This window comes from Pseudomonas sp. UBA2684 (assembly GCA_002354655.1).
Lineage (GTDB): Bacteria > Pseudomonadota > Gammaproteobacteria > Pseudomonadales > Pseudomonadaceae > Aquipseudomonas.
Window position 1 is genome coordinate 63,367 of record DELY01000015.1, and the last position, 11,655, is coordinate 75,021.

At 60.6% G+C, this 11,655-nt stretch carries 13 protein-coding genes and 1 pseudogene; 6 read left to right on the plus strand and 8 right to left on the minus strand.

What is annotated here, in order from left to right; genetic code table 11:
- Positions 1–100: 100 nt before the first annotated feature.
- The 7 genes from tolQ to aspS form a co-directional block, all read right to left on the minus strand.
- Complete coding sequence (tolQ, locus tag B3M58_RS06860; RefSeq protein ID WP_296217842.1) at positions 101–796, minus strand: protein TolQ; 696 nt, start codon at positions 794–796, stop codon at positions 101–103.
- Positions 797–798: 2 nt separating this feature from the next.
- Positions 799–1,251 (minus strand): tol-pal system-associated acyl-CoA thioesterase, encoded by a 453-nt coding sequence (gene ybgC / locus B3M58_RS06865; protein ID WP_414704058.1) that lies wholly within the window; start codon positions 1,249–1,251, stop codon positions 799–801.
- Between the two features lie 52 nt (positions 1,252–1,303).
- The gene (ruvB, locus tag B3M58_RS06870) at positions 1,304–2,356 is read right to left on the minus strand and encodes a Holliday junction branch migration DNA helicase RuvB (protein WP_296217843.1); all 1,053 of its coding nucleotides are present in this window, start codon (positions 2,354–2,356) and stop codon (positions 1,304–1,306) included.
- 6 nt (positions 2,357–2,362) lie between these two features.
- Entirely contained in the window at positions 2,363–2,968 is a 606-nt protein-coding gene (ruvA, locus tag B3M58_RS06875; RefSeq protein WP_296217845.1) for a Holliday junction branch migration protein RuvA, read from the minus strand.
- 21 nt (positions 2,969–2,989) lie between these two features.
- Complete coding sequence (gene ruvC / locus B3M58_RS06880; protein ID WP_296217846.1) at positions 2,990–3,514, minus strand: crossover junction endodeoxyribonuclease RuvC; 525 nt, start codon at positions 3,512–3,514, stop codon at positions 2,990–2,992.
- Between the two features lie 175 nt (positions 3,515–3,689).
- Positions 3,690–4,439, minus strand: a complete 750-nt coding sequence (locus tag B3M58_RS06885) for a YebC/PmpR family DNA-binding transcriptional regulator (RefSeq protein WP_296217848.1) — start codon at positions 4,437–4,439, stop codon at positions 3,690–3,692.
- Between the two features lie 102 nt (positions 4,440–4,541).
- Positions 4,542–6,317: an aspartate--tRNA ligase gene (gene aspS / locus B3M58_RS06890; RefSeq protein ID WP_296217850.1), complete on the minus strand. Its 1,776-nt coding sequence runs from the start codon at positions 6,315–6,317 to the stop codon at positions 4,542–4,544.
- Positions 6,318–6,624: 307 nt separating this feature from the next.
- Here aspS and B3M58_RS06895 point away from each other — a divergent pair, with 307 nt between their 5' ends.
- From B3M58_RS06895 to B3M58_RS06920, 6 genes and pseudogenes are all read left to right on the plus strand, one after another.
- Positions 6,625–7,743, plus strand: a complete 1,119-nt coding sequence (locus B3M58_RS06895; protein ID WP_296217852.1) for an HD domain-containing phosphohydrolase — start codon at positions 6,625–6,627, stop codon at positions 7,741–7,743.
- A gap of 107 nt (positions 7,744–7,850) precedes the next feature.
- Positions 7,851–8,669 carry an SDR family oxidoreductase gene (locus B3M58_RS06900; protein ID WP_296217854.1) on the plus strand — a complete coding sequence of 273 codons (819 nt, stop codon included), beginning with the start codon at positions 7,851–7,853 and terminating at the stop codon, positions 8,667–8,669.
- Positions 8,670–8,802: 133 nt separating this feature from the next.
- Entirely contained in the window at positions 8,803–9,273 is a 471-nt protein-coding gene (locus B3M58_RS06905; RefSeq protein ID WP_296217855.1) for a Dps family protein, read from the plus strand.
- Between the two features lie 112 nt (positions 9,274–9,385).
- Positions 9,386–10,453 carry a GGDEF domain-containing protein gene (locus tag B3M58_RS06910; protein ID WP_296217856.1) on the plus strand — a complete coding sequence of 356 codons (1,068 nt, stop codon included), beginning with the start codon at positions 9,386–9,388 and terminating at the stop codon, positions 10,451–10,453.
- Positions 10,454–10,622: 169 nt separating this feature from the next.
- Positions 10,623–10,943: pseudogene (locus B3M58_RS06915) on the plus strand (cold shock domain-containing protein membrane protein); the annotation flags it as partial.
- Between the two features lie 57 nt (positions 10,944–11,000).
- Complete coding sequence (locus B3M58_RS06920) at positions 11,001–11,225, plus strand: cold-shock protein (RefSeq protein WP_296217861.1); 225 nt, start codon at positions 11,001–11,003, stop codon at positions 11,223–11,225.
- A gap of 56 nt (positions 11,226–11,281) precedes the next feature.
- On the opposite strand, the gene B3M58_RS06925 is transcribed toward B3M58_RS06920, so the two are convergent.
- Positions 11,282–11,488, minus strand: a complete 207-nt coding sequence (locus tag B3M58_RS06925) for a SlyX family protein (protein WP_296217857.1) — start codon at positions 11,486–11,488, stop codon at positions 11,282–11,284.
- Positions 11,489–11,655: the final 167 nt, after the last annotated feature.

Here is an 11,655-nt window from a genome sequence, read left to right on the forward strand (position 1 = left end):
GAGTGTACGAGTTGTACCTGAGCATTTTGACGCCCGCATTCGAGTCTGATTTCAACGCCGCATAGGCGAGCGCAGTAGCTTTTAAACGACCGGCTAAGGCTTAGTCGTCGCTGGTGTGCACCTTGCGGTGCAGGATCGCCTGGAACTCGTCGGCAAAGGTGTAGTAACGACCGATCAGCATTTCACCGCGAGCGGCAAAACGGTTGTAGGCGATTACCGCAGGAATCGCGGCGAACAGACCAATCGCGGTAGCAATCAGCGCTTCGGCAATGCCCGGCGCAACAGTCGCCAGGGTCGCTTGCTGTACCTGGGCCAGACCGCGGAAGGAGTTCATGATCCCCCACACGGTACCAAATAGGCCGATATACGGGCTGGTTGAGCCGACGGTAGCGAGGAATGGCAGACTCTGTTCGAGTTTTTCTTCTTCACGCGAAATAGCCACGCGCATGGCGCGCGCCACACCGTCCATCACTGCATCCGGGTCGACGCCTTGCTGCTGACGCAACCGCGAGAATTCCTTGAAGCCGGCACGGAAGATCTGCTCCAGGCCCGAATCCGGGTCCGGGTTGCTGCCCGCCTGGCGGTACAGCTTGGACAGGTCGATGCCCGACCAGAAGCGCTCCTCGAAGCCATCCAAGGCACGCTTGGCGGCGCGCAGCAGACTGGTGCGCTGGAAAATCATGACCCAGGAAGTGACCGAAGCCGCCACCAGCGTCAACATCACCAATTGCACCACCAGACTGGCGTTGCTGATCAAACTCCACATCGACATGTGGTCAACGGCGTTGGCTTCCACGCTTACTCTCCTGCTTTAGATGTACCCGCGCCACCCAGGTCGGCAAAGGCCGCACGCAGAGTTGGGGGAATAGCCCGGGGTTTCAAATTGTCGGCGCACACACAGGCCACCAAAAACTGCCCTTCACAGAGCAGCGCATCATCCGTAGCCCGCCTGACCTGTTGACGAAAACGCAGGCTGGCACGGTTTAACTCGATCACTTCGGCACTTACCAGCAGCTCGTCATCCAGGCGGGCTGGCGCGTGATAGCGCGCTTCACTGGAATGCACAACGAACAACAGGCCCTCACCCACCAGCAGCGACTGGGCAAAGCCCAGATCGCGCAGCCGCTCGGTGCGAGCCCGCTCCATAAACTTGAGGTAATTGACGTAGTAGACGATGCCGCCGGCATCGGTGTCCTCGTAATAAACACGACAACGATGGGCGAACGGCTGAACTCCGTTTTGCGCGCGCATACTCTAGTGCTAGCTCCTGGACTTGCCAATCGGCAATGGCAAGTATTTTTGTTTACTCGCCATCGCTGGCGAACAGGTCGACGGTCGGTAATTCGCCCATGCGCTTCGGCACATTCAAGCCAAAATGCAAATAGGCATGCCGGGTGACCACCCGCCCTCGCGGGGTACGCATGATATAGCCCTGCTGGATCAGGTACGGCTCCAGCACATCCTCGATGGTATGCCGCTCCTCGCTGATCGCTGCGGCCAAGCTGTCGACGCCCACCGGGCCGCCATCGAACTTCTCAATCATGGTCAACAGCAGGCGGCGATCCTGATGATCGAAACCACGCTCGTCGACATCCAGCAAATTCAGCGCCAGATCGGCGATCTGCCGGCTGATCTCCCCGGTGCCCCGCACTTCGGCGAAATCGCGTACACGGCGCAACAGGCGGTTGGCAATCCGCGGCGTGCCGCGCGCACGACGGGCGATCTCGAATGCCCCTTCGGCTTCGATCGATAAGCCGAGGATACCCGCCGAACGGCCGACGATGGTCGCCAGGTCAGCGGTGTTGTAGAACTCCAGGCGCTGAACGATGCCGAAGCGGTCACGCAACGGATTGGTCAACATGCCCGCACGGGTGGTGGCGCCCACCAAGGTGAACGGCGGCAAATCCAGCTTGATCGAGCGCGCCGCAGGGCCTTCGCCGATCATGATATCGAGCTGGAAATCTTCCATCGCCGGGTACAGCACTTCTTCGACGATCGGCGACAGGCGATGAATTTCATCGATGAACAGCACGTCGCCCGGCTCAAGGTTGGTCAGCAGCGCAGCCAGATCGCCGGGGCGCTCCAACACGGGGCCGGAGGTGCTCTTGATCGACACGCCCATTTCCTGGGCAATGATGTTGGCCAAGGTGGTTTTACCGAGGCCGGGCGGACCGAAGATCAGCGTGTGATCGAGCGCCTCGGCACGGCCTTTCGCCGCCTGGATGAACAGCTCCATCTGCTCGCGCACGCTGGGCTGGCCAATATAGTCCGCCAGCTTCAACGGCCGAATGGCACGGTCCACCTGCTCATCGCGGTCGCGACTGCTGGCGGTAATCAGGCGGTCTGCATCGATCATCTAGAGCTACACCATTCCCTTCAGGGCACGACGAATCATATCTTCACTGCTCAAGCCATCGGCCTTGACCGCAGAGACGGCACGGCTGGCTTCCTGCGGTTTATAGCCCAGCGAAATAAGCGCACTGACCGCATCATTCTCCGCGCTTGAGACTGCACCAGCCGCATGAGGTTCCACCACCAGGGTTGCCATACCCGGTACGGCTTCCCAGGCCTTGAAGCGGTCTTTCAGCTCGACCAACAGGCGTTCGGCGGTTTTCTTGCCCACGCCGGGGACTTTCACCAACGCCGCGGTATCTTGCGCTTGCACGCAACGCACCAACTCATCGACCTCCAGCCCGGACATCAGTGCCAGCGCCAATTTCGGGCCTACCCCATTGAGCCGGATCAACTCGCGAAACAGCTGGCGCTCACGCTTCTCGAAGAAGCCATAGAGCAAATGCGCGTCCTCGCGCACCACCAAGTGGGTGTGCAGGGTCAGCGGCTCACCGACTGCCGGCAAACGGTACAACGTGGTCATGGGCACTTCCAGCTCATAGCCCAGGCCATTCACATCCAGAATCAAATGCGGCGGCTGCTTCTCCGCCAAGGTGCCGCGCAAACGTCCGATCACCGCTGTTTTCCTTGAATAACGTTACAAACGAAGACGACCACCGCGCCGCTTGGCACCGACCAAACCATGGGGGATCAGGCTTTGCCGGTGATGGGCATGACACAGGGCAATCGCCAGGGCATCCGACGCATCAATCTGCGGTTTCTGCACCAGCTTGAGCAGATGCATGACCATCATCTGCACCTGCTCCTTGTCCGCACCGCCTGTGCCGGTAATCGCCTGCTTGACCTGGGTGGCGGTGTATTCCGAGATATCCAGGCCCGCCTCGACGCCGGCGACAATCGCCGCGCCCCGTGCCTGGCCGAGCTTCAGCGCAGAGTCGGCATTACGCGCCATAAACACCTGCTCGATGCCCATGGTCACCGGGCCGAAGGTCTCGATGACTTCGCGCACGCCGCGAAAGACGATCTGCAAACGCTCAGGCAAAGGCCCGCTCCCGGTACGAATGCAGCCCGAGGCGACATATTCACAGCCGCGGCCGATATCGCGCACCACACCGTAGCCGGTGATACGCGAGCCGGGGTCGATACCGAGAATCAACGTCATGCCCTGCCACCCGCCCAAGGTACCGACGGACGCCGGCACCACACTGTCTATTTATCCAGCTGCGGAGTATAGGGTCGCCCCAGGCCGCCGTCATCCACCAAGCATCCATTAAAAAGCCGGAAGCACCTGGACACTGATGCCCGGCAACTTCCGGCCTGCTCGCCGGGTGACTCGATCAGCCAAGCTGCTCCATGAGCTCGTCGGCAATATCGGCGTTGTGGTAGACGTTTTGCACGTCGTCGAGGTCTTCCAGCATATCGATCAGCTTCATGACCTTCTGCGCAGTTTCCAGATCGGTGATCGGCGCACTGATCGAAGGGATCATCGCCACCTCGGCCTCATCGCCCTTGAACCCGGCGGCCGTCAGCGCTTCATTCACCGACAGGAAGTCGGCAAAAGAGGTGTAAACCTCGACCGAACCGTCCTCGGCGCTGACGACATCGTCGGCCCCGGCCTCCAACGCCGCCTCCATCAAGGCATCTTCGTTGACACCTGGGGCATAACTGATCTGCCCCTTGCGGTCGAACATGTAGGCCACCGAGCCATCGGTGCCGAGATTGCCGCCACACTTGCTGAAGGCATGTCGCACTTCAGCCGCGGTGCGATTGCGGTTATCGGTCATCGTTTCAACGATCACCGCCACGCCATTTGGCGCATAACCCTCGTAGCTCAGCTCGAGCATGTTGTCAGCATCATTCGAGCCGGCCCCACGGGCGACGGCACGATCGATGGTGTCGCGGGTCATGTTGGCGGTCAGCGCCTTGTCCACCGCCAGACGCAGGCGCGGGTTATCCGCCGGATTACCGCCGCCATGCTTGGCGGCGACCGTCAGCTCACGAATGATCTTGGTGAAAATCTTGCCGCGCTTGGCGTCCTGACGTTCTTTGCGGTGTTTGATGTTGGCCCATTTGGAATGACCAGCCATAACTCACTCCGTACTTTCTCAACAGTTCCGAGGCTGTGTAGCACTCGGCCCAGCGGCCTGCGTGATTAGTTGATTAACCGTACAGGCCACTGGCGCTTGCCGTTATTCGGCTTTCGGTTGCTCGCGCAGGCGAATGTGCAATTCGCGCAGCGACTTGTTATCCACCTCACCCGGTGCCTGGGTCATGACGCAGGCCGCGCTTTGGGTTTTCGGGAAGGCGATCACTTCACGAATCGACTGCGCGCCGGTCATCAGCATCACCAGACGATCCAGGCCGAAGGCCAGGCCGCCATGGGGTGGCGCGCCAAACTTCAAGGCGTCGAGGAGGAAGCCGAACTTCTCCTGCTGCTCGTCTTCGCTGATGCCGAGCACACGGAACACGGTCTGCTGCATGGCCTTGTCGTGGATACGGATCGAACCGCCACCCAGTTCGGTGCCATTCAGTACCATGTCATAGGCGCGCGACAGGGCGGCGGCCGGATTGGCCGCAAGCTCCTCCGGGCTGCAGCTTGGCGCGGTGAACGGGTGGTGCATAGCGGTCAGGCTGCCGTCGTCGTTCTCTTCGAACATCGGGAAGTCGACGACCCACAACGGAGCCCATTCGCAGGTCAGCAGGTTGAGGTCATGCCCCAGCTTGATGCGCAGCGCGCCCAGGGCCTCGCTGACGATCTTGGCCTTGTCGGCACCGAAGAACACGATGTCGCCATCGACCGCGCCAACGCGATCGAGGATCACATTGATGTTGTCCAGCGGGATGTTCTTGACGATCGGCGACTGCAAGCCCTCGACGCCCTGAGCACGCTCGTTGACCTTGATGTACGCCAGGCCCTTGGCACCGTAAATGCCGACAAACTTGGTGTAGTCGTCGATCTGCTTGCGCGGCATGCTCGCCCCACCCGGCACCCGCAGCGCGGTCACGCGGCACTTCGGATCGTTGGCCGGGCCGGCAAATACTTTGAAATCAACATCCTTCAGCTGATCGGCGACGTCCACCAGCTCCAGCGGGTTGCGCAGGTCCGGCTTGTCGGAACCGTAACGACGCATGGCTTCGGCCAGGGTCATATGCGGCAGCTCGCCAAACTCGACGTCCAGCACTTCCTTGAACAGTTGACGAATCATCTTCTCGGTGATGGCCATGATGTCGGCTTCATCGAGGAAGCTGGTTTCGATGTCGATCTGGGTGAATTCCGGCTGGCGGTCGGCACGCAGGTCTTCGTCGCGGAAGCACTTGGCGATCTGGTAGTAGCGGTCGAAGCCGGCGACCATCAGCAGTTGCTTGAACAGCTGCGGCGATTGCGGCAAGGCGAAGAAGCTACCGGCGTGGGTGCGGCTTGGCACCAGATAGTCACGCGCGCCCTCAGGGGTGGCGCGGGTGAGGATCGGCGTTTCCACATCGAGGAAGCCGTTTTCGTCCAGGTAACGACGGATGCTGCTGGTGATGCTCGAACGCAGCTTGAGCTTGGCCGCCATTTCCGGGCGACGCAGGTCGATAAAGCGGTAGCGCAGGCGGGTTTCTTCGCCGACATCGGTGTATTCGTTGAGTGGGAACGGCGGGGTTTCCGCTTCGTTCAGCACTTGCAGCTCATAACCCAGCACTTCGATCGCGCCGGACGCCATGTTGGCGTTGCCGGCACCGGCCGGACGCAGACGCACCTTGCCGGTGATCTTGACTACATATTCGCTGCGCACCTTGTCGGCAGCGGCGAAAGTCTCGGCGCGATCCGGGTCGAATACCACCTGAGCCAGACCTTCACGGTCACGAATGTCGAGGAAAATCACCCCGCCATGGTCACGACGGCGATGTACCCAACCGCAAAGGGTGACTTCCTGGCCGTCCAGGCTCTCGTTCAGTTGGCCGCAATAATGGCTGCGCATCATGGTGGTAGTCGCTTCTCTTGAGTCTTGAATTCGTTGGGCCGCAGAAGTCGCGGCACTCGTGACTGGCAGTACTGCGCGCTCGCAGCGGGTAAACCGAACCGGCAAGCACACGCAGTATTTTCTGCAATTGCGCCGCCCAACGGGGCCAGCAATCGACCAGCGGCGCGTTCACGCCCGATCGCCGTCAACCCGCGCAGCGCAGCAAAGCGCGGGATTATATATGGTTAAGCCGTTACATGCAGCCGCCGCGCCACGCGCTTTCACCAAGCCTTTCTATACTCAGGCTTCGCCCCCATGGAGAGCCGTTATGCCAACGCCCCGCCCCGCCGAGCTGCCCAGCGATCTGCTGGCAGACTTTCGCCAGGAAGCCGCTGAACAGTTCCAGCGCAGCGAACAATTGCTGATTGAGCTGGAGCGCTCGCCGGATGACATCGAACGGCTGCGTGAATTGTTCCGCAACGTGCACACCCTCAAAGGCAACCTCGGCTATATCGGCCTGAATACCCTGATGCCTCTGCCACAGGCCATGGAAGACGTGCTCGCTTGCCTGCGCGAAACCCGCCTAAGCTTCGACAGCCTGCTGGGCGACATTCTTCTGCTCAGCCTGGACCACCTGAAAGAGCTGATCGAGCAAAACCTTGGCGGCACTCCGGCACGCCTGGATCAGGCCCAGCTCAACGCACTCAGCCTGGCCCTGAGCGCACTGGCCGCCGCCCCCAGCGCCCGGCAGACGGAAATCCGCCGCGCGCTGCTGCAACAACTCGACCCCAACACCCACCTGCCGGCCCCAACACCAACCAGCGATGCGCATACCGCGGAACTGTTCAAGCGCTTTGCCATTCCACTGGATGCCGACCTGCTGTTTTTCATCGAACTGATGCGCGCCAGCGAACGCCGCTCGCACTACTGGCAGGGACGCGGCCTACGCCAACTGGAGCTGAGCCTGGCGATCAATCAGCTCGGCGGCACCCCAGAACAGCCGGCACAGCTGGCGGCGGCCGTGTGCCTGCACGACCTGGGTATGGCCTTTCTGCCGCTGGACATGCTGCACAAGGAAGCCAGCTTCAGCCGCGAAGAGCGCCAGCACATGCAATCGCACCCACGCCTGGCATACGACCTGCTAATACGCCTACCGAGCTGGGACGCCGCCGCCGAAATAGCCTTGCAGCACCAGGAACATGCCGACGGCAGTGGTTACCCCGCCGGCCTGAGAGAAGCGCAAACCCGTCCTGGCGCGCTCATCTTGCATATTGTCGACACCTTCGATGCACGCACCCACGAACGTGCCCACCAAACCCTGAGCAAGCGCCCATTGCTGCGCGCCATCCTGGAAATCAACAGCCTGGCGGGCAGTCAATTCAGCACCCACTGGGTCGAGCTGTTCAACCGCACCCTGCAACAACACCCTGAACTGGCGCACCGCTGAAAGCCTTGTTTCCACGCGCCCGGCCTGGCTAAGCTCGCCAGCACCGGATCGCCCCATCCTATTGACCGACAGATTCGGCCGAGCAACGCGTCGGCCCAGGAGTTTTCATGCAATCGATTGCAGGCAAGGTCGCCGTGGTAACTGGCGCAGGCTCGGGCATTGGCCGCGCGCTCGCCGAGCTGCTGGCCCAGCAAGGCTGTCATCTGGCATTGGCCGACATCAACGCCGAAAGCCTGCAAGGCACGGCCAGCGCAGTCCAGCAATACGGCACACGTGTCAGCTGCCACCCACTCGATGTCGCCGACCGCACAGCGGTGTACGCCTTCGCCGAAGACGTATTGAGCGAGCACGGCAGCGTCCAGTTACTCATCAACAATGCCGGCGTGGCCGTTTCGCAAACCATTGCAGAGCTGGATTACGCCGATTTCGAGTGGCTGATGGGCATCAACTTCTGGGGCGTAGTGCACGGCACCAAAGCCTTCCTGCCACACCTGCTGCAAAACGACGCCGGACACATCGTCAACCTCTCGAGCATCTTCGGCATCATCGGCGTACCGACGCAGGGCGCCTACAACGCCAGCAAGTTTGCCGTACGCGGCTTCACCGAAGCCCTGCGCCAGGAGCTGAGCAGCAGCAATATCACGGTCAGCTGTGTCCATCCCGGCGGCATAAAAACCAATATTGCCCGCTCGGCACGCTTCTACCAGGGCATGAACGGCAAATGCGACGCCAACCGCGCCGCCGCCGACTTCGAAAAACTCGCCCGCACCAGCCCAGCCCAAGCCGCCCGGGTAATTGTCGAGGGCATAAAAGCTAAAAACCCACGCATCCTGATCGGCAGCGACGCCCGCCTGCTCGACTGGATTCAGCGCCTACTCCCCGCGGCCTACCCCAAAGTGCTGGCCAAATTGATGCAGAAACGTTGAACCGACGAGCCCTCGATAGCTTCTAACCATGGCTTTTATTGGCAGAAACCAAGACCAAGCAAGAGCGGGCCTATGCTAGGCTCCGCCCATTGCGGGGCCAGCACTGCCCCAGCCACCTGAAAGGAGAAAGGCTATGGAAATCAATATCGGAATTGCCGAACAGGACCGCGCCGCCATCGCCGAAGGCCTGTCACGTCTACTTGCAGACACCTATACGCTGTACCTGAAAACCCATAACTTCCATTGGAACGTCACCGGTCCAATGTTCAACACCCTGCACTTGATGTTCGAAGGGCAGTACACCGAACTGGCACTGGCAGTCGACCAGATTGCCGAGCGCATCCGGGCGCTGGGCTTCCCCGCACCGGGCACCTATGCCGCGTACTCGCGCCTGTCCTCGATCAAAGAAGAGGAAGGCGTACCAAGCGCGCCAGACATGATCAAACAGCTGGTGCAGGGCCAAGAGTCGGTCGTACGGACCGCTCGTGGGATTTTCCCGCTGCTGGACAAAGTCAGCGACGAACCGACCGCCGACCTGCTGACCCAGCGCATGCAAGTCCATGAGAAAACCGCCTGGATGCTGCGCAGCCTACTCGACGCCTAACCCCCCAGAAACGCCCTTCAATAAAGGCCCGACTTGCTCGGGCCTTTTGCTAGGCGCGCGGCCTATGCCTGTTCTATGCTTTGGCGATTCGCAACTCGCCCCAGTGACGTGCATGAGCCAACCAGCCAAAGCTTCCAGCATTCTTGAACTGTACCCTGAGGAGACTCGCGAGTCGGCAGCCCTCCTGAAGCAGGCCGTCCCGCTGATGATGCGCCACGATATCCCACCCAACCCGGTGCATTACGCCCTCTGGTACACCTACAGCAAAGGCCAGGAGCCTGAACTCAACCGGCGCCTGGATAAAACGGTCAACGACTTCGACAGCTTTCCACCGGAAACCGCCGTCAAACTGTTCCGCGACTACATCATTCGCGGCGAGCTGGAAGACGCACGCGCTGGCCAACAGCAAGTCATCGAACTGGTTGACGATATCGAAGGGGATGTCTCACGCAGCGTACTCGGCAGTCGCGGCTATCAGCTCAGCCTGGAGCAGGGCCTGGCCGCGCTGCAAGAGCCGATCATTGACGACCTGCCGAATGTCCTGAACGACCTGCAACAAAGCACGCAGCTTATGCAGGACCAGCAGGAGAAATTTCTTTATCGGCTGCGCGCAGCGCAAAACGAGATCCAACACCTGCGCAGCCAATTGGAACGCGCCCACCTCGCGGCGACCCTGGACAGCCTCACGCACGTTTTCAATCGCCATGCGTTCACTCGCCTGCTGGAGCAAGCGCTGAGCGGCAACCCGCAAGGCGTGGCCCTGGTGATGCTCGATATCGACCACTTCAAGCAATTCAACGACCAATACGGGCATCCGCTGGGCGATCGGGTACTGCAGCATGTCGGCCAGTTGCTACGCGACCTCCTGCCGCAGCGCGCCACCGCCGCCCGCTATGGCGGCGAAGAGTTCTGCGTGATTCTGCGCGAATGCTTCGACAGCGCCAGCGCACACGCCTTCGCCGAACAACTGCGCGTGAAAATCCAATCCCTACGTATCAAGGTACGTCGCACCGACCAAGTGCTCGACAGCATTACCGCCTCTTTCGGTTTCGCCCTTGTGGAGCCGGGCGACAACCTGGAAAGCCTGCTCACCCGCGCCGACGACGCGCTCTACCAAGCCAAGCGCAATGGCCGCAACCAGACCCATCCCGGGGCGACCGAGACCGCGCTAAGCGCTTGATTTGAGTAGCCCACCTCTTTGCTGTTAAATACGTGCCGTGCCGCTGACCCGAGCCTTTGGGGCAGCGCATAGGCTGACTGTGCGCGTATCTACAACGCCCTCAATCTCATGGCGAACATGCGCAGCCAGCTCTTCCTGGTGATCCTTTTAATAGATGAGCTCATTGAATATGTTGAAAATCGTCCACTTGCTGACGGGCTTCACCGCCCTATTGCTGTCCTTTGTACCCAGCCTCGGAAATACCGCCCAACCCTTCCTGCAACAGCCAGACGCCCTCTGCCTCGGGTTGTTTGGCCTACTCAATCTGATCCTGGCGCCACAACTACCTATCTGGCATGCCGGCCTGCGCCATCAGCTGCAAAACCTGGTGTCGGCCCTACTGGTACTGGCCACATTGCTACAGGCGCTTATCCTACTGGCCCCGCTCCCCGTCATCGCCAGCCAACCCGCCACCCTGTTCAGCCTGCTGACCCTGTTTGCTGCTGTTCTGCTGCACCTGGCCACCAACCTGCGCATGCAGCCTCGCAGCAACATGGCAACACACGACATGACCGACCGCGAAACCGGAACGGTTAAGTGGTTCAACACCTCGAAAGGCTTCGGCTTTATCTCCCGCGACTCGGGCGACGATATTTTTGTGCACTTTCGCGCCATCCGCGGCGAAGGCCACCGCGTACTAGTTGAAGGCCAGCGCGTCGAGTTTTCTGTCATGCAGCGCGATAAAGGCCTGCAAGCGGAAGACGTGATCGCCGCCCTCCCCGCCCGCCGCTAAGCCCGCCGTATAAAAAACCCGCATGCAGCGGGTTTTTTATGCCTGCAACATGCGTTTCAGTAATGAGGCGGTGGCGCCTCGTCTTCGGCCACCTCGAACTGACTATTGGCCTCTGCTTGGCGCTTGGCCAACACAGCAATCTGCAACTGCAGACGCTCCAGCACTCGCTGCTGAGCTACCAACACATCGTTTAACGCTTGGATGGTGTCATCCTGAAAAGCCAAGCGACTCTCCAGCTCGGTGATTCGCTCGTCTACACCCATCATTCACACCTCGGCAAAACTGAAATTCTCCGTCAAAACCAAGCGCAGCTTGGCCTTGATAGCCGCTACCTGCTCTTCGCCATAAGGCAACGCCGGATGCTGACCCCAAACCGGCGCAGGCCAGGCCACATCCGTACGTCGCCGTTGCGGATTCCACGCCATTCGGA

What these genes read in the sequence shown, in the direction of transcription:
- ybgC (WP_414704058.1), bottom strand. Translation starts at nt 1,251, where the DNA reads ATGCGCGCGCAAAACGGAGTTCAGCCGTTCGCCCATCGTTGTCGTGTT.
- ruvB (WP_296217843.1), bottom strand. Translation starts at nt 2,356, where the DNA reads ATGATCGATGCAGACCGCCTGATTACCGCCAGCAGTCGCGACCGCGAT.
- ruvC (WP_296217846.1), bottom strand. Translation starts at nt 3,514, where the DNA reads ATGACGTTGATTCTCGGTATCGACCCCGGCTCGCGTATCACCGGCTAC.
- B3M58_RS06885 (WP_296217848.1), bottom strand. Translation starts at nt 4,439, where the DNA reads ATGGCTGGTCATTCCAAATGGGCCAACATCAAACACCGCAAAGAACGT.
- aspS (WP_296217850.1), bottom strand. Translation starts at nt 6,317, where the DNA reads ATGATGCGCAGCCATTATTGCGGCCAACTGAACGAGAGCCTGGACGGC.
- B3M58_RS06895 (WP_296217852.1), top strand. Translation starts at nt 6,625, where the DNA reads ATGCCAACGCCCCGCCCCGCCGAGCTGCCCAGCGATCTGCTGGCAGAC.
- B3M58_RS06900 (WP_296217854.1), top strand. Translation starts at nt 7,851, where the DNA reads ATGCAATCGATTGCAGGCAAGGTCGCCGTGGTAACTGGCGCAGGCTCG.
- B3M58_RS06905 (WP_296217855.1), top strand. Translation starts at nt 8,803, where the DNA reads ATGGAAATCAATATCGGAATTGCCGAACAGGACCGCGCCGCCATCGCC.
- B3M58_RS06910 (WP_296217856.1), top strand. Translation starts at nt 9,386, where the DNA reads ATGAGCCAACCAGCCAAAGCTTCCAGCATTCTTGAACTGTACCCTGAG.
- B3M58_RS06920 (WP_296217861.1), top strand. Translation starts at nt 11,001, where the DNA reads ATGACCGACCGCGAAACCGGAACGGTTAAGTGGTTCAACACCTCGAAA.
- B3M58_RS06925 (WP_296217857.1), bottom strand. Translation starts at nt 11,488, where the DNA reads ATGGGTGTAGACGAGCGAATCACCGAGCTGGAGAGTCGCTTGGCTTTT.